Origin of the sequence: Pseudooceanicola aestuarii, from assembly GCF_010614805.1 — a bacterium.
Lineage (GTDB): Bacteria > Pseudomonadota > Alphaproteobacteria > Rhodobacterales > Rhodobacteraceae > Pseudooceanicola > Pseudooceanicola aestuarii.
Window position 1 is genome coordinate 146,611 of the sequence record NZ_JAAFZC010000003.1, and the last position, 18,140, is coordinate 164,750.

22 protein-coding genes are annotated in these 18,140 nt (G+C 65.8%); 17 read left to right on the forward strand and 5 right to left on the reverse strand.

What is annotated here, in order from left to right; translation table 11 throughout:
* Positions 1-103 precede the first annotated feature (103 nt).
* Genes G5A46_RS17045 through kynU form a run of 4 tightly spaced genes read left to right on the forward strand, consistent with a single transcriptional unit; the run spans position 104 to position 2,970 of the window.
* Entirely contained in the window at positions 104-529 is a 426-nt protein-coding gene (locus tag G5A46_RS17045) for an acyl-CoA thioesterase (protein WP_163851462.1), read from the forward strand.
* A 5-nt stretch (positions 530-534) separates the two neighbouring features.
* Entirely contained in the window at positions 535-930 is a 396-nt protein-coding gene (locus tag G5A46_RS17050; RefSeq protein ID WP_420821367.1) for a RidA family protein, read from the forward strand.
* Between the two features lie 7 nt (positions 931-937).
* Entirely contained in the window at positions 938-1,771 is an 834-nt protein-coding gene (locus tag G5A46_RS17055; RefSeq protein WP_163851467.1) for a tryptophan 2,3-dioxygenase, read from the forward strand.
* 8 nt (positions 1,772-1,779) lie between these two features.
* Entirely contained in the window at positions 1,780-2,970 is a 1,191-nt protein-coding gene (kynU, locus tag G5A46_RS17060) for a kynureninase (RefSeq protein ID WP_163851657.1), read from the forward strand.
* Between the two features lie 6 nt (positions 2,971-2,976).
* Here the strand turns inward: kynU and G5A46_RS17065 are convergent, their stop codons facing one another.
* A complete protein-coding gene (locus G5A46_RS17065; protein ID WP_163851469.1) occupies positions 2,977-3,990 on the reverse strand; it encodes an AraC family transcriptional regulator in 1,014 nt (337 codons plus the stop codon).
* A gap of 115 nt (positions 3,991-4,105) precedes the next feature.
* On the opposite strand from G5A46_RS17065, the gene G5A46_RS17070 reads away from it, so the two are divergent.
* Positions 4,106-4,915, forward strand: a complete 810-nt coding sequence (locus tag G5A46_RS17070; RefSeq protein WP_163851471.1) for a crotonase/enoyl-CoA hydratase family protein — start codon at positions 4,106-4,108, stop codon at positions 4,913-4,915.
* A 32-nt stretch (positions 4,916-4,947) separates the two neighbouring features.
* Here the strand turns inward: G5A46_RS17070 and G5A46_RS17075 are convergent, their stop codons facing one another.
* On the reverse strand, positions 4,948-5,706 hold the full coding sequence (locus tag G5A46_RS17075) for an IclR family transcriptional regulator (RefSeq protein ID WP_163851473.1): 759 nt from the start codon (positions 5,704-5,706) through the stop codon (positions 4,948-4,950).
* 210 nt (positions 5,707-5,916) lie between these two features.
* On the opposite strand from G5A46_RS17075, the gene G5A46_RS17080 reads away from it, so the two are divergent.
* From G5A46_RS17080 to G5A46_RS17130, 11 genes are read left to right on the forward strand one after another with little or no spacing between them, the layout of a single operon-like run.
* Positions 5,917-6,753, forward strand: coding sequence for a cyclase family protein (locus G5A46_RS17080; protein ID WP_163851475.1), 837 nt, complete (start codon positions 5,917-5,919; stop codon positions 6,751-6,753).
* Between the two features lie 57 nt (positions 6,754-6,810).
* Positions 6,811-7,161, forward strand: a complete 351-nt coding sequence (locus tag G5A46_RS17085) for a cupin domain-containing protein (RefSeq protein ID WP_163851477.1) — start codon at positions 6,811-6,813, stop codon at positions 7,159-7,161.
* A gap of 29 nt (positions 7,162-7,190) precedes the next feature.
* Positions 7,191-7,976, forward strand: a complete 786-nt coding sequence (locus G5A46_RS17090) for an SDR family NAD(P)-dependent oxidoreductase (protein ID WP_239521058.1) — start codon at positions 7,191-7,193, stop codon at positions 7,974-7,976.
* A 3-nt stretch (positions 7,977-7,979) separates the two neighbouring features.
* Entirely contained in the window at positions 7,980-8,930 is a 951-nt protein-coding gene (locus tag G5A46_RS17095; RefSeq protein WP_163851481.1) for a 3-hydroxyacyl-CoA dehydrogenase family protein, read from the forward strand.
* A gap of 52 nt (positions 8,931-8,982) precedes the next feature.
* The gene (locus tag G5A46_RS17100; protein WP_163851483.1) at positions 8,983-10,254 is read left to right on the forward strand and encodes an ABC transporter substrate-binding protein; all 1,272 of its coding nucleotides are present in this window, start codon (positions 8,983-8,985) and stop codon (positions 10,252-10,254) included.
* A 55-nt stretch (positions 10,255-10,309) separates the two neighbouring features.
* A complete protein-coding gene (locus G5A46_RS17105; protein ID WP_163851485.1) occupies positions 10,310-11,035 on the forward strand; it encodes an ABC transporter ATP-binding protein in 726 nt (241 codons plus the stop codon).
* Positions 11,028-11,732, forward strand: coding sequence for an ABC transporter ATP-binding protein (locus G5A46_RS17110; protein ID WP_163851487.1), 705 nt, complete (start codon positions 11,028-11,030; stop codon positions 11,730-11,732). The genes G5A46_RS17105 and G5A46_RS17110 overlap by 8 nt, the downstream gene beginning before the upstream one ends.
* 3 nt (positions 11,733-11,735) lie before the next feature.
* Positions 11,736-12,602: a branched-chain amino acid ABC transporter permease gene (locus G5A46_RS17115; RefSeq protein WP_163851489.1), complete on the forward strand. Its 867-nt coding sequence runs from the start codon at positions 11,736-11,738 to the stop codon at positions 12,600-12,602.
* Positions 12,599-13,624, forward strand: coding sequence for a branched-chain amino acid ABC transporter permease (locus tag G5A46_RS17120; protein ID WP_239521063.1), 1,026 nt, complete (start codon positions 12,599-12,601; stop codon positions 13,622-13,624). The genes G5A46_RS17115 and G5A46_RS17120 overlap by 4 nt, the downstream gene beginning before the upstream one ends.
* A 3-nt stretch (positions 13,625-13,627) precedes the next feature.
* The gene (kce, locus tag G5A46_RS17125; protein WP_163851492.1) at positions 13,628-14,557 is read left to right on the forward strand and encodes a 3,5-dioxohexanoate:acetyl-CoA acetone transferase; all 930 of its coding nucleotides are present in this window, start codon (positions 13,628-13,630) and stop codon (positions 14,555-14,557) included.
* 20 nt (positions 14,558-14,577) lie between these two features.
* Positions 14,578-15,414 (forward strand): DAPG hydrolase family protein, encoded by an 837-nt coding sequence (locus tag G5A46_RS17130; RefSeq protein WP_163851494.1) that lies wholly within the window; start codon positions 14,578-14,580, stop codon positions 15,412-15,414.
* A gap of 27 nt (positions 15,415-15,441) precedes the next feature.
* On the opposite strand, the gene G5A46_RS17135 is transcribed toward G5A46_RS17130, so the two are convergent.
* The 3 genes from G5A46_RS17135 to motA are packed head-to-tail and all read right to left on the reverse strand — an operon-like array spanning position 15,442 to position 16,975.
* Positions 15,442-15,861, reverse strand: coding sequence for a flagellar FliJ family protein (locus G5A46_RS17135; protein ID WP_163851496.1), 420 nt, complete (start codon positions 15,859-15,861; stop codon positions 15,442-15,444).
* A 2-nt stretch (positions 15,862-15,863) separates the two neighbouring features.
* Positions 15,864-16,112 carry a hypothetical protein gene (locus tag G5A46_RS17140; RefSeq protein WP_163851499.1) on the reverse strand — a complete coding sequence of 83 codons (249 nt, stop codon included), beginning with the start codon at positions 16,110-16,112 and terminating at the stop codon, positions 15,864-15,866.
* A complete protein-coding gene (gene motA / locus G5A46_RS17145) occupies positions 16,109-16,975 on the reverse strand; it encodes a flagellar motor stator protein MotA (protein WP_163851501.1) in 867 nt (288 codons plus the stop codon). The genes G5A46_RS17140 and motA overlap by 4 nt, the downstream gene beginning before the upstream one ends.
* A 125-nt stretch (positions 16,976-17,100) precedes the next feature.
* On the opposite strand from motA, the gene G5A46_RS17150 reads away from it, so the two are divergent.
* Entirely contained in the window at positions 17,101-18,135 is a 1,035-nt protein-coding gene (locus tag G5A46_RS17150; RefSeq protein ID WP_163851503.1) for a hypothetical protein, read from the forward strand.
* Positions 18,136-18,140: the final 5 nt, after the last annotated feature.

Consider the following 18,140-nt stretch of genomic DNA (forward strand, 5'->3'; position numbering starts at 1 on the left):
GAAATTTCGGTGCCGCTGGCCGAAGGTAATCGCAGAACCGGCAGGCCTCTGCCATCACGGGACAGATGCGGGCCGCGCGCCCGCCACGGAACGGGAACAGCACATGGCGGTCTTTGCCCATCGCACCACGGTGATGTTCCAGCATTGCGACCCGGCCGGGATCGTCTTTTACCCGCGCTATTTCGAAATGGTGAACGAGGTGGTCGAAACCTTCTTTGCCCACGCGCTGGACTGGCCGTTCCACCAATTGCACGGGCCCGAGGGGCTGGCCGTGCCGACCGGGCGGATCGCGGTGGACTTCCACGCGCCGTCGCGGTTGGGGGAGGTGCTGGACTGGTCGCTGGTCTTTGTCCGGCTGGGCGGTGCCAGCGCCGATTGGCGGATGCAGGTGAAGGGTGCAACAGGCGGACCCGCACGGCTGACGGCCACCGGCACGCTGGTGCTGGTCCGGGCCGAGACGATGAAATCCACGCGCTGGCCGGACGGGCCGCGCGCCATATTGGAACGCTACACGGAGGATGCGGCGTGAGCACGATGATGATTCATCCCGAAGGATGGAAACCCGCCAAGGGCTATGCCAACGGTGTCCTGGCCGAGGGCCGCATCCTGCATGTGGGCGGGCAGATCGGCTGGACCGCCGAGCAGGTGTTCGAGGCCCAGGATTTCATTGGCCAGATGGTCCAGGCCCTGCGCAACATCGTGGCCGTGGTGGAGGCCGCCGGAGGCCGTGCCGAACACGTCACCCGGCTGACCTGGTTCGTCACCTCCAAGGCGGAATACCTGGCACATCAGGCCGAGGTCGGCGCCGCCTACCGGGAGGTGATGGGCTACCATTTTCCCGCCATGACCATGGTCGTTGTCGCCGCCCTAGTGGAAGACGACGCCAAGGTCGAGATCGAGGCGACGGCCGTCCTGCCGTCCGACAGCTGAGGCCACGATGACGGAGTCCTATGATCCGGCGGGCGAAGGGGCCAAGATGTCCTTTGCCCGCGACATGTCTTATGTCGATTACCTGGCGCTGGACCCGATCCTGGGCGCGCAGAACCGGCAATCGGACGCCCATGACGAGATGCTGTTCATCATCCAGCACCAGACCTCGGAATTGTGGATGCGGCTCGCGCTTTATGAACTTTCCGCCGCGCGGGACCGTCTGGCGGCAGGGCAGGTGGCGCCCAGTTTCAAGATGTTGACCCGTGTGGCACGGATCTACGAACAGCTGAACGGCGCCTGGGAGGTGCTGCGCACCATGACGCCCAGCGAATACACCGCCTTTCGCGACGATCTGGGCGCGTCCTCGGGGTTCCAGTCGCATCAATACCGGCTGATCGAATTCATCCTGGGCAATCGCAACGTCGCGATGATGAAGGTGCATGAACACCGGCCCGATCTGCACGCGATGCTGCGCCAGGAGATCGGGCGCAAGTCGCTGTACCACGTCGCGCTGGACCTGCTGGCCGCCCGGCTGGGCGTGACCTTTGATCCGGCGGTCTACCGGCTGGACGGGCCGCATCGCGCCGACGATGCCGTAATGGAGGCCTGGACGCAGGTCTACCGCGATCCCGAACAGCATTGGACCCTGTATGAGCTGGGGGAAAAGCTGGTCGATCTGGAAGACTACTTCCGCCGTTGGCGGTTCAACCACGTCACCACCGTCGAACGCATCATCGGATTCAAGCGTGGCACCGGCGGCACCACAGGTGTCGCCTATCTGCGCAAGATGCTGGAGGTGGAGCTTTTCCCCGAACTCTGGAACATGCGAGGCCAGCTGTGACCAAGACCCTGCCAAACCTGCCGCGAAAGCACCTGTTCGATCTGCCGGAGGGGATGATCTACCTGGACGGCAATTCCCTTGGCCCGCTGCCGCGCGCGGTGCAGGGCGAACTGGCCTCGGTCGTGGCCGATCAATGGGGCGGGCATCTGATCAAGGGCTGGAACCTCGACGGCTGGATGGATCAGCCGCGCCGGGTGGGCAATCGCATCGCCGGGCTGATCGGTGCGCCCGACGGCTCTGTCGTGATGGGGGACACCCTGTCGATCAAGGTCTACCAGGCGCTGTCCGCCGCTGTGCAGATGCGCCCCGACCGGCGGGTGATCCTGTCCGACAGCGGCAACTTCCCCTCGGATCTCTATATCGCGCAGGGGCTGGTCCAGCATCTGGACCGCGGCCATGAGCTGCGCATCGTCGCCCCCGAAGACGTGGCCGACGCGATCACCGACGAGGTCGCGGCGGTGATGATCACACAGGTCGATTACCGCACCGGGCGGATGCACGACATGGCCGACATAACCGCCCGCGCCCAAGCGGCGGGCGCGGTGATGATCTGGGATCTGGCCCATAGCGCGGGCGCCGTGCCGGTGGATCTGGCCGGCTCCGGCTGCGAATTCGCGGTGGGCTGCACCTACAAGTATCTGAACGGCGGGCCGGGATCGCCGGCCTTCATCTATATCCGCCCCGATATCGTGGATCAGGCGCAGCCCGCACTGGCCGGGTGGATGGGCCATGACGCGCCCTTTGCGTTCGAGCAGGGGTATCGCCCGGCGCCGGATATCGAACGGATGCGCGTCGGCACCCCGCCGGTGTTGCAGATGTCGGTGCTGGAAACCGCGCTGTCGGTCTGGGACGGGGTGGACATGGCCGAACTGCGTGCCGCCTCTGTCGCCCTGTGCGATCAATTCATCGCGGAGGTGGAGACCGCCTGCCCGCAGCTGGAACTGGCCAGCCCCCGCGACGCGGCGCAGCGCGGCTCGCAGGTGTCGTTTCGGTTCGCCCATGGCTATGCCGCGATGCAGGCCCTGATCGCGCGCGATGTGATCGGCGATTTCCGCGCGCCCGATGTCATGCGCTTTGGCTTTACCCCGCTGTATGTGGATGCCGCCGACGTTACCCGCGCGGTGCAGATCCTGGCGGAGGTGATCCAGACCCGCGCCTACGAGGATCCCGCCTATCAGGCGCGCGGGCGCGTCACCTGATCAGGGCTATCGCTGCCCCCGGCGATAGGCGCCGGGGGTCACCCCCGTCCAGCGTTTGAACGCCCGGTGAAAATTCGCGGCGGAGGCAAAGCCCAGATCCTGCGCGATCGCCTCAAGGCTTTTGCCCTCCTTCGCCAGATCGCGGATCGCCATGTCGCGGCGCAGCCCGTCGCGGATACCCTGGAAACTGGTCCCCTCCCGCGCAAGGCGGCGAATCAGGGTGCGTGGCGTGATCTTCAGCGCGCGGGCGGCATCGTCCAGCCGCAGCGGCGCGTCGCCCGCCATTTGCATCATCTCCCGCAGGCGCAGGGGCAGGGTGTGTTCGTGATAGCCGGTAAAGATCCAGTCGCGTGGCGCCCGGATCAGGAATTCGCGCATCTCCGCCTCGGTCCGCCGCACCGGCAGGGGGGCCAGCGCGCGGTCGAACCCGATGGCCGATACGGACGCGCCGAACCGGACCGGGGCCGGGAACAGCACGGCGTAATCGGCGGCGAACTCCGGCCGGGCAAAGGCCAGCGCCACGTCCCGCACCGGCAGTTCACGCCCCGCCAGCCAGGAGGCGATGCCATGCGCCAGCTTCATCAGCAGCATCTGCCCGAACCGATGGGGCACCTGCGGCCCGCGCGGGACCAGCCGCAGGCGCAGGGTGTCAGGGGTGGCCTCCAGCTCCAGCCGGTAATCGTCCAGCAGCAGTGTCCAGAAGGTCGCCAACCGATACAGCGCCGCCCCCAGCGAGGATGCGCCGCGCACCGACACGCAGATGTGTTTCAACGCGCCGCTACGGATCGGGCGGCTCCACAATCCCATCATCTCGTCCCCGGTTTCCACCGCGACGCGCTGGTACAGGCGCACGATCTGGTCATGGGTCACGCGGCTGCGCGGGGTGGCGCCGTCCAGCCCGGTTTCCGCCAGCAGCCGGGCCAGTTGGTCCGAGGCGCAGTGACAGCGCAGAGCGTCCAGCCAATCCTCGATCAGGGGCAGGGAGACGGTGGACAGCACGGGCGACAAGGCAGGGGGCATGGGGCTATTCTGCCCCTCCCTGTCACTTTGTGCAAATCATCGGGTGGATAAAGAGATAGAAACGCCGATCCCACAGAGATATCTGGCGGAAAAGGACATTCACCGGAGAACAGACATGCCCCTGGATATCGACATCGCCCGCTTTGCCAACCTGGATATCAAGGTGGAGGACGACGGCGTCTGGATCGTGACCGTCAACCGCCCGGACAAGCGCAACGCCCTGGACATCGCCACGATCGAGGAGCTGGTTTCCTTCTTCTCCGACGCGCCGCGCGCCGGGGTGCGGGCCGTGGTTCTGGCGGGTGCGGGGGATCACTTCTGCGCCGGGCTGGACCTGATCGAACATCATGACGCGGATCGCAGCCCGGCGGACTTCATGCATGTCTGCCTGCGCTGGCACGAGGCGTTCAACAAGATGGAATATGGCGGCGTCCCGGTCATCGCCGCATTGCAGGGGGCTGTGGTCGGCGGCGGGCTGGAACTGGCCAGCGCGGCGCATATCCGGGTGATGGATCACACAACCTATTTCGCCCTGCCCGAGGGCCAGCGCGGCCTGTTTACCGGCGGCGGCGCCACGATCCGCGTGGCGGACCTGGTGGGCAAGGATCGGATGATCGACATGATGCTGACCGGCCGGGTCTACCAGGGGCAGGAGGCGCTGGACCTGGGCCTGGCGCAATATTTCACCGAGACCCCCAGCATCGACAAGGCGCTGGAGATCGCGCGGCGCACGGCGGAGAACCTGCCGCTGACCAATTTCGCCATTTGCAGCGCGATCAGCCATATGCAGAACATGTCAGCCATGGATGCCGCCTATGCGGAGGCGGTCGTGGCCGGCGTGGTGAACACCCAGCCCGACGCGCGCAGCCGCCTGGCCGATTTCGCCAGCAAGAAAGCCGCCCGCGTCCGCCGCAACGCCGATTGATCCGGGAGCGGCGGCGCCTGGCCGCCCGGCCCTCAGGGTGCCGGCTGCTGGTCGATCCGGGTCAGCGCCTCGGTCAGCGCCTCGACGCAGCGGGTGCGCTTGGTCTTGAACCGGTGGGAGGGGATGGGCACCGAAATGGCGTGGATTTCCCCGCGCAGGTCGCGAAAGGCGGCGCCGACGGCGGAAATGCCCGGTGTATGCTGGTCCTCGTCAAAGGCCACGCCGTCCTGCGCCACCTGGTCCAGCATTGCGGAAAAGGCCGGCCAATCGCCTTCCCGATCCCGGTCGCGCCATTCCGCCATCGTCAGTTTCTGTGCCAGCGGGCGGTCCAGCAGCGCCAGCGCGGCGCGGCCATTGGCGGTGCTGGTCAGCGGAAAGACATCGCCCACCGAGGACACCGCGCGCAGCCGGTGGGTGCCCGCCACCTGGTCGAGAAAGATCATCCCGCGCCCGCGCAATACCGACAGATCCGCCGTTTCACCCAGGCTTTGCGACAGGTCGGACAAGATCATGCGGCATTCCTCGACCACGGAATAATGCGCGGCCTCTGACAGGGCGGTGATCTCAGGCCCCAGTCGGATGGACCCGCCGCCGCCGGAGGAGATGACCAGCCGTTCCTCCTGAAGCGCGCCGATGATGCGCTGCACGGTGGAGCGCGGCAGCCCCACCCGTTCCGCGATCTGTCCCAGGCTCATCCCCGCGCTGTCCTCGCGCAGGACGCGCAGGATGGCGGCCGCGCGCGCGATCACCTGGATGCCGTTGCGTCCAACGGTCTTTTCTGTCTCAGCCATCGGCCTGCGCCCTCCGCGTCGCAATCGCAGCCCTCTATCCCGGTCTTCCCGTGATGGGCAAGTCGGCGGACAGGGCGGCAAAAACCATATTGACCGCTATGCGGTGCATATGTATCGTATTGCGGGAGGATGAGGGGAATTCTCATCAGTGTCAAGAAGACGAAGCGGGGGGCCGGAACGGGCTGTTCCGCGAACGGAGGAGTATTGCCGATGGTCACCATCCGGGGCATCGAGTTCGAGGAAAACACTAACAACAGCATGGGGTTGGAGTTCTACAACCTCAGCCACAGGTTCGGGTTTCAGAACCCCAACTGGCCGTATTTCGAGGATACCAAGATCGAGCGTATCCACTACATGGCGAAGTCCGGCGTGCTGTCGCAGCGCATCACCACCACGATGCATGCCACGACCCATATCGACGCGCCCGCGCACGTCGTGCAGGGGACGCCCTTCATCGACGAGGTGCCGCTGCCGCATTTCTTCGGCACCGGGATTGTCGTGTCCCTGCCCAAGAAGAAGTGGGAGCCGATCACCGGCGAGGATCTGGAGAAGGCCTGCGGCCACGCGATCCGCAAGGGCGATGTGCTGATCATCAACACCGGCTGGCACAAGCAGTATGAAGACGGCGATTACTTTGCCTATTGCCCCGGTTTCGTGAAATCCGCCGGGGAATGGATGGTGGAAAAGGGCGTGAAAGTCGTCGGGCACGACACCCAGGCCAATGACCATCCGCTGGCCACCGCCATCGGCCCGCAGCGCAATGGCCCGCTGCTTCCGCACCTGGCGGAGGAATACAAGGAATGGTCCGGCGGCCGCGACTGGAAAGACGATTTCCCGGAATGGGAGCCGGTGCACAACGTGCTGTTCAAGAACGGTATCCTGGGCATCGAGAACGTCGGCGGCGATCTGGACGCAGTGACGGGCAAGCGCTGCACCTTCGCCTTCTTCCCGTGGAACTGGGATCGCGGCGACGGCTGCATCATCCGCCTTGTGGCGATGCTGGACCGGGATCAAGCCTACCGGATCGAGGCAGGCGAGGACTTCTGACATCGCGGGGCAGGCTGCGTGCCTGCCCCGCCCGATCGGCCCGGGGGAGGGGATCCGATGCTAATCAAGCGGTTCGACGAGGCGCAACCCTATGAGGCGCCCAATCACCACGGGTGTCACGGCCTGCGCCTGCAAGGGTTCGAAGAGGGCGGGCCCACAAATCAGTGGGTCGGCTACAGCCAGTTCCTGCCCGGCGGTGGTGCAGGGCCTGACGCCACCCCGTTCGAAAAGGTCTACGTCGTGCTCGAAGGCGAGATGACCGTGCAATGCGAGGGCCGGACCGAAGTGCTGCGCGCCATGGACAGCTGCACCCTGCCTGCCGGGGCGGAACGCCGGATCGAGAATCGGTCGAACCATGTGTGCCGGATGCTGGTGATCATGCCCTACCCGCGGCAACCGGCCACATGACCGTGCAAGACAAGACCAAGGAGAGCGCGATGAAAGACCCCCTGTCTATGTTCGATGTCCAAGGCAAGGTGGCGCTGATCACCGGCGCCTCCGGTGCCTTTGGCATGGTGGCCGCCCGTGTGCTGGCCGGGGCCGGGTGCCATCTGGTGCTGACCGCCGGATCGGCCGAGGCGCTGGACCAGATCGCTGCCGAATGCCGGGAATTGGGCGCGAAGGTCACAACGATGAACGCCCGCCCGGACGATGCCGCCACCTGCACGGCGATGGTGGATCGCGCGGTCGCCGATCACGGTGCGTTGGACATTCTGGTCGTTGCCAGCGGTATGAACAAGGTCGCCAAGATCGACGACATGCCGGTGGAGGATTTTGGCGCCGTGATGGACGCCAATGTCACGCAAAGCTGGCTGTTGGCGCGCGCCGCCACGGTTCGGATGAAGGAACAGGGCAGCGGCAAGATCGTCTTTGTCTCCTCTGCCCGAGGGTTGCTGGGGCATCCTGCGGGCTACACCGCCTATTGCGCGTCAAAGGCGGCGGTGGACGGGATCACCCGGGCGCTTGGCTGCGAATTGGGGCCGACCGGCATCACCGTCAACGCCATCGCGCCGACCGTCTTTCGCAGCCCGCTGACCGCGTGGATGTTCGAGGACACCGATCAGGCCCGCGCCATGCGTGACGGGTTCCTGTCCCGTGTGCCCAAGGGCCGGCTGGGAGAGCCGGAAGACCTGGCCGGGCCGCTTCTGTTCCTCGCCTCCGGGGCGTCTGATTTCTACACCGGGCATATCCTCTATGCCGACGGTGGCTATACGGCGGGTTGAACCATGGTCGACAAGAACCAGCAGATCGCCGTTATCGGCGCGGGCCTCATGGGGCATGGAATCGCCCTGACCCTGGCCCGCGCCGGGCAACAGGTCGCGATCACCGATCCCGTGGCCGAGGCCCGCGCCACCGTCGCTGACCGCATTGCCGCCAGCCTGCGGGCCCTGGGCGAGGCAGAGACCGCGATCCCCGCCATGCTGCGCCGCATCACCATCTGCGACAGCACCCCCGGCGCCGTTCGTGACGCCCGCGTGGTGTTCGAGGCCGCGCCGGAGAAACTGGAGCTGAAACAGGCGATTTTTGCCGAGGTGGAGGCCCACGCCCCCCGCGATTGCGTCCTGGCCTCCAACACCTCGGTCATGCCGATCACGCAGATCATGTCCAAGCTGTCGGATGGCAGCCGGGCCCTGGGCACCCATTGGTGGAACCCGGCCCACATGATCCCGCTGGTGGAGGTCGTGCGCACCGACGACACCACCGATGCCGCGATGGAGCTGATGATGGATCTGCTGCACGATGCCGGAAAGACGCCGGTACGGGTGGAGAAGGACGTACCCGGCTTTATCGGCAACCGCATGCAACATGCGCTTTGGCGGGAGGCGATTTCCATGGTGGAGCATGGGATCTGCGATGCGGAGGCGGTGGATACCGTGGTCAAATCCTGCTTTGGCCGCCGTCTGGCCGTGCTGGGGCCGCTGGAAAACGCCGATCTGGTGGGCACCGACCTGACGCTGGACATCCACAATCAGGTGCTGGCCGATCTGGACCGGCGGCCGGGGCCATCGCCCTATCTGGAACAGCTGGTCGCCGAGGGGCGGCTGGGCATGAAATCCGGTCAGGGCTTTCGCAGCTGGACAGAACAAGAGGCGCAGGAGACCCGCGACCGCGTGGGCCGGCACCTGCAACGGCTGCCCGGCATCCTGGATGACGCCCCCGAAGACAAGACGAGCTGACGACCCGAATTACCGTGAACGACACGCGCAAATGCCCAAGGAGGAGGGACAAATGCCCAAGATCACGACCAGCCGCCGGAGGTTCCTGGCCGGGACCGCCGCCACGCTTGCCGCACCGGCCATCCTGCGCGCCACCCGCGCCTATGCCGCAAACCCGGTGATCCGGGTCGGCCATGTCAGCCCCCGCACAGGCCCGCTTGCCGGGTTCGCGGAGGCCGATGACCATATCATCCAGGCCGTGTCCCGGCAGTTCGCCGCAGGGATCGAGAACAACGGCAAGACCTGGACGGTGGAGATCATTTCGAAGGACAGCCAGTCCAATCCCAACCGCGCGGCGGAGGTCGCGAACGAATTGCTGCTTGACGACGAAGTCGACATCATCGTCGCCGCCTCCACCCCCGAGACGGTGAACCCCGTCTCCGATCAGGCAGAGCTGAACGAAACCCCCTGCATCACCACCGATTGCCCCTGGCAGCCGTATTTCTTCGGCCGCAACGGCAATCCCGAACAGGGATTCCGCAGCACCTACCATTTCTTCTGGGGGCTGGAAGACGTGATCGGCGCCTTCCTTGACATGTGGGGCGGGGCCGATGTCGCGCCGGTGGTCGGCGGGTTGTTCCCCAATGACGCGGACGGCAATGCCTGGGGTCATCCCGAACTGGGCCTGCCCAAGCCGCTGGCGGAGGCAGGGTACACCCTGGTCGATCCGGGTCGCTACCAACCGATGAGCGACGATTTCTCCAACTATATCGGCGCCTTCCGGGAGGCCGGCTGCGAGATTGTCACTGGCAACATGATCCCCCCCGATTTCGCCACCTTCTGGTCACAGGCCGCGCAACAGGGGTTCGCGCCCAAGATCGTCACCATCGGCAAGGCGCTGCTGTTCCCGTCGGTCATCGCCGGGCTGGGTCCGCGCGGCGACGGGCTGTCGTCCGAGGTCTGGTGGTCGCCGGAACATCCGTTTGCCTCCTCCCTCACGGGGGAATCCGCGCGGGATCTGGCGCTTGGATACAGCGCCGATACCGGCCGTCCCTGGACCCAGCCCATCGGGTTCAAGCATGCGCTGTTCGAAGTGGTGGCCGACGTCATCGCACGGGCCGAGGATCCCGAAGATCCCGATGCCCTGACGGATGCCATCGGCGCCACCCAACTGGACACGATCGTCGGGCGCGTCGACTGGTCCGCCGGGCCGGTGCCCAATGTGACCAAGACGCCGCTGGTGGCCGGGCAATGGCAGACCGAGGGCGACACGGCCGAGCTGAAGATCGTGGCCAACAGCGCCGCGCCGCAGATCCCATTGACGGGTGAACTGCGGCTTCTGTGATCATCAGGCACGACCCCGCCGCCCGATGCGGCGGGGCCATCCACCGGGGGAAACGATGGCAATTCTGGAATTGGCCGAGGTCCGAAAATCCTTTGGCGCCGTGGTCGTCGCGGATGCGCAATCCTGGTCCCTGACCGAGGGCGAGGCATTGGGCGTCATCGGGCCGAACGGTGCGGGCAAGACGTCGATGTTCAATATCGTCACCGGCACGCTGGCGCCGGATGGCGGGCGGGTGCTGCTGGACGGGCAGGACATCACCGGCTGGTCCGCCGCGCGGCGGTGCCGGGCGGGGATCGCCCGCAGCTTTCAGGTGCCGCAGCCGTTTTCAGGCATGACATTGTTCGAGAACGCCTATGTCGCCGCGACCCAGGGCGCCGGGCTGTCGGGATCCGAGGCACAGGATCTGTGCCTTGACGTGCTGGAGCGTACCGGCCTGCTGGCAAAGGCCAACACCCTGGCAGGCGGGCTGACACTGCTGGAACGCAAGCGGCTGGAACTGGCCCGCGCCATGTGCGTGAAGCCGCGCGTGCTGCTGCTGGACGAGATCGCGGGCGGGCTGACAGAACAGGAATGCCATGCCCTGATCGACACCATCCGGGGACTGCGCGCCACCGGCATTTCCATCGTCTGGATCGAGCATGTGGTCCATGCGCTGCTGGCGGTGGTGGACCGGTTGATGGTCATCGACTTCGGCCGCAAGATTGCCGAAGGCCCCCCGCGCGAGATCATGGACAGCCGCGAAGTCCGCGAAATCTATCTGGGGATCGACGCCGATGTCTGAACCATTCCTGTCCATCACCGGGCTGAATGCCCATTACGGCGATTTCCAGGCCCTCTACGGTATCGACATGGAGGTTGCGCAAGGCGAAGTCGTCGCCGTCATCGGCGCCAATGGCGCGGGCAAGACGACGCTGATGCGGTCCGTCTCGGGCCTGTTGCGCAACGGGGCAGAGCAGGTGCGCTGGAACGGTCAGCCCATCGGCCGGATGCGCCCCGACCGGATCGCACGGCTGGGCCTTGCGCTGGTGCCGGAGGGGCGGATGCTCTTCGCCTCCCTCAGCGTGGAGGAAAACCTGCGGATCGGCGGCCAGGCCGGGCGGTCCGGCCCCTGGACCCTGCGCCGCATCTACGACCTGTTCCCCATCCTGGAGGAGCGCCGGGCCGTGCCCGCCACCGCCCTGTCCGGCGGACAACAGCAGATGGTCGCCATTGGCCGCGCGCTGATGTCGAACCCCGACCTGCTGATGATGGACGAGATCAGCCTGGGCCTGGCCCCGGTGATCATCAAATCCATCTACGAGGCGCTGCCCGGCATCGTCTCGGAAGGGCTGTCGGCCATCGTCGTCGAACAGGATATCGCCAAGGCCCTGTCGGTCTCCCGCCGGGTCTATTGCCTGCAAGAGGGGCGGGTTTCACTGCAAGGGTCGTCCGACGCGCTAGGCCGCGACGAGATCACCCGCGCCTATTTCGGGGTCTGAGCCATGGATTGGATCAATGCAATCGTGCAGGGCACACTGCTGGGCGGGCTGTATGCCCTGTTCGCGGCGGGGCTGTCCCTGATCTTCGGGGTGATGCGGCTGGTCAATATCGCCCATGGCGACCTGATCGTGCTGGCGGCCTACCTGGCGCTGACCACCACCGTGGTGGTCACGGGGCTGCATCCGCTGGTCGCGCTGGTGGTGGTGATGCCACTGATGGCGGGCCTGGGCTACGTGTTGCAGCGTGCGGTGCTGAACCGGACCATGGGCGGCGATATCCTGCCGCCGCTGCTGGTGACCTTTGGCCTGTCGGTGATCATCCAGAACGCGCTGTTGGCCGGCTATACCGCCGATCCGCAGAAATTGCAGGCCGGGGCGCTGGAGACGATGGCCGTGGATGTCGGCGGGCTGACCCTGGGGGTGTTGCCTGTGATCGTCTTCGCCACCGCCGTTGCGGTGATCGCGGGGCTGCAATGGGTGTTCTACCACACCGCCCTTGGCCGCGCCTTTCGCGCCACGTCCGACCTGCCGGAGATCGTGCAGCTGATGGGGCTGAACCGGGCGCATGTCTTCGGCATGGCGATGGCGCTGTCGCTGGCGGTGACGGCGATCGCGGGGGTGTTTCTGGGCATCCGAACCTCGTTTGATCCGGCCATCGGCGGGTCGCGCCTGATCTTCGGGTTCGAGGCGGTGATCATCGGCGGTCTGGGCAACCTGTGGGGCACACTGGCCGGCGGCGTCATCCTGGGCGTGGCCCAGACGCTGGGAGCCCGGATCGACCCCGGTTTCCAGGTGCTGGCCGGGCATATCGTGTTCCTGCTGATCCTGGCCACCCGCCCGCGTGGCCTGTTCCCGAGGATGGACGGATGATGACCCAACAGATGCATGTCTCGCGCATGACGCGCCTTTCGACCGTGGCGATGATCGCGCTGTTGCTGGGGCTGGCGGTGATGATCGCCGCGCCCTGGTGGGCGGGACGGTCGGATTTGCGGCTGTTCGGCGAATTCTTCCTGTACCTGTCGCTGGCGACGCTGTGGAATTTCCTTGCCGGATATGCCGGGCTGGTCTCTGTCGGGCAGCAGGCCTATGTCGGCTTCGGCGGCTACCTGTTCTTCGGGCTGGTGATGCTGGGGGGCATCCACCCCTTTGCCGCGATGCCGCTGGCGGCGCTGGCCGGGGCTGCGGTGGCCGCCCCTGTGGCGGCCCTGATCTTTCGGTTGCGCGGGGCCTATTTCGCCATCGGCACCTGGGTCGTGGCCGAGGTCTTTCGCCTGACCGCCGCGCAGATCGGCGCGCTTGGCGGCGGGTCCGGCACCTCTCTGCCCATTGACGTGGTGCGCAATCTGGCCGATGGCCGCGCCGCGCGGGAAGCCCTGCTGTACTGGCTGACGCTGGGGCTGGCGGTGCTGATCGTGGCCTGCGTCGTGGCCTATCTGCGGTCGCGCCGGGGCGTCGCCCTGACCGCCATTCGCGACAATGAACTGGCGGCGAAATCGCTGGGGATCGATATCTGGCTGTCGAAATTCGCAGTCTACGTCGTGACCGCCGGCCTGACCACGCTGGTCGGCTGCCTGATCTTTCTGCAAAAGCTGCGGATTTCGCCCGATGCGGCGTTTTCCACCAATGACTGGACGGCCTTTGTCATCTTCATCGTCGTGATCGGCGGCATCGGCACGATCGAAGGGCCGATCCTGGGCACCCTGATCTACTTCCTGTTGCGTGAGACGCTGGCCGATCTGGGCACTGTCTACCTCATTGCCCTCGGCCTTGTGGCGATCGTCATCATGCTGAAGGCCCCGACCGGGCTGTGGGGCCTGATCCGCGGTCGTGCCGGGCACGAGCTTTTCCCACTCAGCCGCCGTGTGCGCGGTCTTCCAGACAAAGGAGCCTGAGACTTGGCCAAGCAAAAGACCATCATCACCTGTGCCATCACCGGTGCGATCCACACCCCCACCATGTCCGACGCGCTGCCCTGGACCTATGACGATATCGCCCAGCAGGCGATGGAGGCGGCAGAGGCCGGGGCCTCCATCCTGCACCTGCATGCGCGGGATAATGAAACCGGCGCGCCTTCGGTCAATCCAGACGATTTCACGCCGTTTCTGGGACGGATCAAGCAGGCGACGGATGCGGTGGTGAATATCTCCACCGGCGGATCGCTGACCCTGTCCATTCAGGACCGCATCCGCCCCGCCGCGACTTTTTCGGCAGAGATGTGTTCGATGAACATGGGGTCGATGAACTTTTCCTTTCACCCGCTGGCGAAACGCTACAAGGACTGGAAATTCGAGTGGGAGCGTGACTACGTCGCCAATTCCGACGGCAACATCTTTCGCAACACCTTCCGCGATATCGAGGAAGCCGCAACCACACTGGCCCCCCATGACATCAAGTTCGAGCATGAATGCTACGACGTCGGGCATCTCTATAACCTGAAGTTCTGTATGGATATCGGCCTGTTCAAGGCGCCGGTGTTCATCCAGTTCGTGATGGGTATCCTGGGCGGCATCGGCGCGGATATCGACAACCTGGTGTTCATGAAGAAGACGGCGGACAAGTTGTTCGGCGACGATTACCGCTGGTCCGTCCTGGCCGCCGGTGCCCAGCAGATCCCGCTGGCCGCGACTGCCAGCCAGATGGGCGGCAACGTCCGCGTCGGGCTGGAGGACAGCCTGTTCATCCGTCGCGGAGAGCTGGCCGAAAGCAACGCGCAACAGGTTGCCCGCATTCGTCACATTGTGGAGGAGTTGGGCTGCGACGTCGCCACACCCGACGAGGCGCGGGAGGTGCTGGACCTGAAGGGCGGCGACAAGGTGAACTTCTGAGCGTCGAAGGAGCACAGGCCATGACACGACCCCATACCGGCATGGTGCCGGGAGAGCTGGACGGCAAACCCTATGCCCGTCACTGGCAGCCGGTCATGACGCCGATCCCGGATCATGCCCGGCGGGCGCTGGAGGCCGGGGCCGGCGCGCCGGGCGATACCTTTCGCCCGGAGCAGGCCGCGCGGATGCTGGCGCCGGGCTATCTGCCGATGGAGACAGGCTATGCCCGGATGCCGGATGGCCGGATCTTCGTCGCCTGCCTGACCGACATGCCGGGCGTGACCCCGGAGATGATAGACTGGTGGTTCGCCTGGCACCCGATGGAAGACCAACGCTACAAGCTGTGGCACCCGGCAGAGCATGTTTCCTGCCGGGCCACGCGGCAGAACGGGGACGATGCGGGCCTGTCCAACCGGCAGAAATATCTGAACAACCCGCATCTGGTGAGTGAGCATGTGGGGGCAGGGCAGGTGGATATCACAATCACCTTTGTCGACCCCGCCGAGCTGTTTGGCACCGCCGATCTGAACGCCGCCGGAATTGGCACCGCGCTCTGCGCGCGTGTCGGTTTGCAAAAGGCTCCGGTCGAGGTGACACGGATGGTGCATCTGATCCGCCGGACCGAGCATGGGGTGGAGATGCGCAGCCGGTTCTGGATGGGAGGGCTGGCCTTCACCCATCCCGCGCTGCAAAGGGTTCTGGGCCGACTGATCCCCCGCAAGGCCATTGCACGGCGCGCGGTGACAGAGACATCGGGCCAGCAGATGCTGCAACATTGCAGCGAGGAAATGACCCATCTTGCCAGTTTTCTGCCCGGTCTTTACGCCGATTACCACCCGCAGGGCACCGCCGGTTAGTGCCCCGCTGCTGCCTGCCGCGCCCGCCTAGCGCTGCCAGCGCAGGCGGGCGATTTCGTCCTGCCGGGCGGTGTCGCGGCGGGCGGCGTCCCGGCGATTGTCGGCCAGACGCCGCAGCCGCAGGATTTCGTAGGTCTTCTGCTCTGCCAGCGCGTCGCGCAGCGCGTCCTCCGCCTTCTGGCGGGCGGGGGTCAGCTCGTCGATCTGGTGTTGTACCCGCTCCACCTCCGCGCGAATGGCGCGGATGAACTGGCCCAGATAGGCCGCGCCTTCCAGCCCCTCGATCCGCGATTCGCGGGTGATGCGGTGCAGCAGCTCCGCGCGGGTGGCTTCCAGCGCCTCGATCCTGCTGCGCAGCTCTGCGGCGGCGCGGGCGCTGCGTTCGGTGTCCTGTTCCTTGACCCGCTCGATCACCCGCAGGGCACGCAGGCGGCGGTCGCCGGACATGCCTAATGCCCCGTGTCGGGGGAAGCGGGGGTCGGATCGGGCGCCGGTTCCCCCGCCTCCGGGGTCTGGCGGGCGACGAGACGGGCGCGCATGTCCGCCAGGATCGCGGCTGGATAGCCATGGTCCGAGGGTGGCAACGCCGGCAGATGCACGGGGCCGTTGCCTGTCTTTGCCGCTGGTTCGGGCGCGGGCCCGGCGGCCAGCGCGCCCTGCGTCATCAGCGCCAGACCCAGAGCGGCAGCCCGGATCATTGCGCCGCTATCTCTCGCTGCGCCGCCTCCACTGTATAGAAATCGGGCTGCATCCGGGTGGGAATGTTGCCGCGTCCGATTTCCACGCAGATGCTGGGCGGGTGGTCCGACACCATGGCGACAAAGATGTCCCGGATCACGAAATAGAAGGTCGCGTCTTCTTCCTCGATCTGTTTCAGCCGGCCGGAAATCGGTTGCACCATGCAATAGGCCAGGAACACCCCCAGAAACGTGCCGACCAGCGCGCCGCCGATCATCGCGCCCAGAACCTCGGGCGGCTGGTCGATGGAAGACATCGTCTTGATCACCCCCAGAACCGCAGCGACGATGCCGATGGCGGGCAGCCCGTCGGCCATGGTCTGGATGGCATTGGCGGAGGTCAGCGATTCATGGTGATGTTTCTTGATCTTGCGGTTGATCACGTCCTCGGTCTGGTACTTGTCGTCGAATTGCATCGACAACATGCGGAAACTGTCGCGGATCAGGTCCAGCGCAAAGTGATCCGCCGCCACGCGGGGGTAGCGGGCGAAGATGTCGCTGGTTTCCGGGCTTTCGATATGGCTGTCCAGCGCCAGAACCCCCTGGGTCTTGTAGATGCGCGACAGTTCGAACATCAGGTTCAGCAGGTCGGAATAATCCTTGGCCTTCCAGCGCGGGCCCTTCAGCACCTTCATGACGCCGCGAAAGGAGCTTTTGATCACCGAAAAGCTGTTGGCGATGACAAAGGCGCCGATGGCCGCGCCGCCGATCATCATGCCCTCGAACGGCAGGGCATGCAGCACGATGTCCATCTTGCCGCCCGACAGCATGAAACCGCCGAACACCAATCCGAAGACGAGGGCAAGTCCAAGCAATACGGTCATGTGGTTCTTTCAGATCTGGCAGGGACGTGGTGACTTGTCCCCGACAATATACATAAATCTCTTTTATTCAAGCATAGACAAGTATAGGATGATCACACACAAGAATAGAACATGAAGACTATTCCATGTCTGCTGATAAACTCGCCTATTTCTTCGATCACGCCGATCTCTGCGCCCTGTTTCGCGACTGGCCGCAGGAGATCGGGCTGGTGCTGTGCATGGATGATGCGGGCAGTTGCGACCTGCTGCTGTTCCACGAGGATGCCCGCCAGAAGGTGCTGGAGGATGCCGGCGCAGTGCTGGACCGCGCGCCGGGGGAATTCGCCGTGGTGCCGCGCCTTGACGGCTATCCGACGCGGCGGGTGCTGTTTTCGGACGAGCAGAAGCTGATGCAGCTGATCGGACAGGAGGACGACCTGGCTGAAATGGCAGCCGACCACCTGATCAACCACCAGTTCGAGATTGAGCGCCGGACCGCCGCCGCTGCCGAGCCTGGCCGCTCCGCGCGCCCCCCTGCGGTCCCGCTGGCAGAGGCACGTTCCGCCCCGGCGCCTTGGCGGCCCCGGTTCCGCCTGTCCTATGCCCGGCCCCGCCCCGCGCGCCCGGCCAAGGCGGCGCTGCCGCCCGGCTTCCTGCCCGCGCGCCAGGTTCAGGAGGAATCCTGTAGCTTCCCGGAGGGGCAGATTTCCATGGGTCGGCGCGGCGTGCGGGTCACTCTGCACCCCGAGAAGGTTTCGGTGAATACGGCTTTCCAACGGGTGGAGGACGTGGCCTTTCGCGACGATTACGCCTCCTTCATGCTGCCGGTTGCTGCGTTGAAGGGCTGGCACATGGGCGATCCGCTGGTGCTGGATATCGAGGCGGTGCTGTTTCCCATCGGTCTGCGTCAGCGCCTTGCTCTCGCCCCGCGCCGGGCCGAGATCACGGTGACGCCGCGCGGTGTCTTCGTCGCCCCGGCAGAGGCTTTGCCCCAGCCCGAGGAAGAGGCCGCGCCGCCGCGCCGCCGGGCGCCGTTCCTGCGCCGCAGTCAGGTGGCCCTGGTCGCGATCCTGGCCTGTCTTGGCCTGGCCACCGGCACTTCCGTCCAGCAGCTGAACCTGAAGGAGGCGATCCGGTCTGTGCAGATGGTGGCGGCGGGCGATCTGCCTGCGGCCAGGTGAGGGCC

Excerpts from the sequence above, each read along its gene's own strand:
- G5A46_RS17045 (WP_163851462.1), top strand. The coding sequence starts at position 104 with ATGGCGGTCTTTGCCCATCGCACCACGGTGATGTTCCAGCATTGCGAC.
- G5A46_RS17050 (WP_420821367.1), top strand. The coding sequence starts at position 535 with ATGATGATTCATCCCGAAGGATGGAAACCCGCCAAGGGCTATGCCAAC.
- G5A46_RS17055 (WP_163851467.1), top strand. The coding sequence starts at position 938 with ATGACGGAGTCCTATGATCCGGCGGGCGAAGGGGCCAAGATGTCCTTT.
- G5A46_RS17065 (WP_163851469.1), bottom strand. The coding sequence starts at position 3,990 with ATGCCCCCTGCCTTGTCGCCCGTGCTGTCCACCGTCTCCCTGCCCCTG.
- G5A46_RS17070 (WP_163851471.1), top strand. The coding sequence starts at position 4,106 with ATGCCCCTGGATATCGACATCGCCCGCTTTGCCAACCTGGATATCAAG.
- G5A46_RS17075 (WP_163851473.1), bottom strand. The coding sequence starts at position 5,706 with ATGGCTGAGACAGAAAAGACCGTTGGACGCAACGGCATCCAGGTGATC.
- G5A46_RS17080 (WP_163851475.1), top strand. The coding sequence starts at position 5,917 with ATGGTCACCATCCGGGGCATCGAGTTCGAGGAAAACACTAACAACAGC.
- G5A46_RS17085 (WP_163851477.1), top strand. The coding sequence starts at position 6,811 with ATGCTAATCAAGCGGTTCGACGAGGCGCAACCCTATGAGGCGCCCAAT.
- G5A46_RS17090 (WP_239521058.1), top strand. The coding sequence starts at position 7,191 with ATGAAAGACCCCCTGTCTATGTTCGATGTCCAAGGCAAGGTGGCGCTG.
- G5A46_RS17095 (WP_163851481.1), top strand. The coding sequence starts at position 7,980 with ATGGTCGACAAGAACCAGCAGATCGCCGTTATCGGCGCGGGCCTCATG.
- G5A46_RS17100 (WP_163851483.1), top strand. The coding sequence starts at position 8,983 with ATGCCCAAGATCACGACCAGCCGCCGGAGGTTCCTGGCCGGGACCGCC.
- G5A46_RS17105 (WP_163851485.1), top strand. The coding sequence starts at position 10,310 with ATGGCAATTCTGGAATTGGCCGAGGTCCGAAAATCCTTTGGCGCCGTG.
- G5A46_RS17110 (WP_163851487.1), top strand. The coding sequence starts at position 11,028 with ATGTCTGAACCATTCCTGTCCATCACCGGGCTGAATGCCCATTACGGC.
- G5A46_RS17115 (WP_163851489.1), top strand. The coding sequence starts at position 11,736 with ATGGATTGGATCAATGCAATCGTGCAGGGCACACTGCTGGGCGGGCTG.
- G5A46_RS17120 (WP_239521063.1), top strand. The coding sequence starts at position 12,599 with ATGATGACCCAACAGATGCATGTCTCGCGCATGACGCGCCTTTCGACC.
- G5A46_RS17130 (WP_163851494.1), top strand. The coding sequence starts at position 14,578 with ATGACACGACCCCATACCGGCATGGTGCCGGGAGAGCTGGACGGCAAA.
- G5A46_RS17135 (WP_163851496.1), bottom strand. The coding sequence starts at position 15,861 with ATGTCCGGCGACCGCCGCCTGCGTGCCCTGCGGGTGATCGAGCGGGTC.
- G5A46_RS17140 (WP_163851499.1), bottom strand. The coding sequence starts at position 16,112 with ATGATCCGGGCTGCCGCTCTGGGTCTGGCGCTGATGACGCAGGGCGCG.
- motA (WP_163851501.1), bottom strand. The coding sequence starts at position 16,975 with ATGACCGTATTGCTTGGACTTGCCCTCGTCTTCGGATTGGTGTTCGGC.
- G5A46_RS17150 (WP_163851503.1), top strand. The coding sequence starts at position 17,101 with ATGTCTGCTGATAAACTCGCCTATTTCTTCGATCACGCCGATCTCTGC.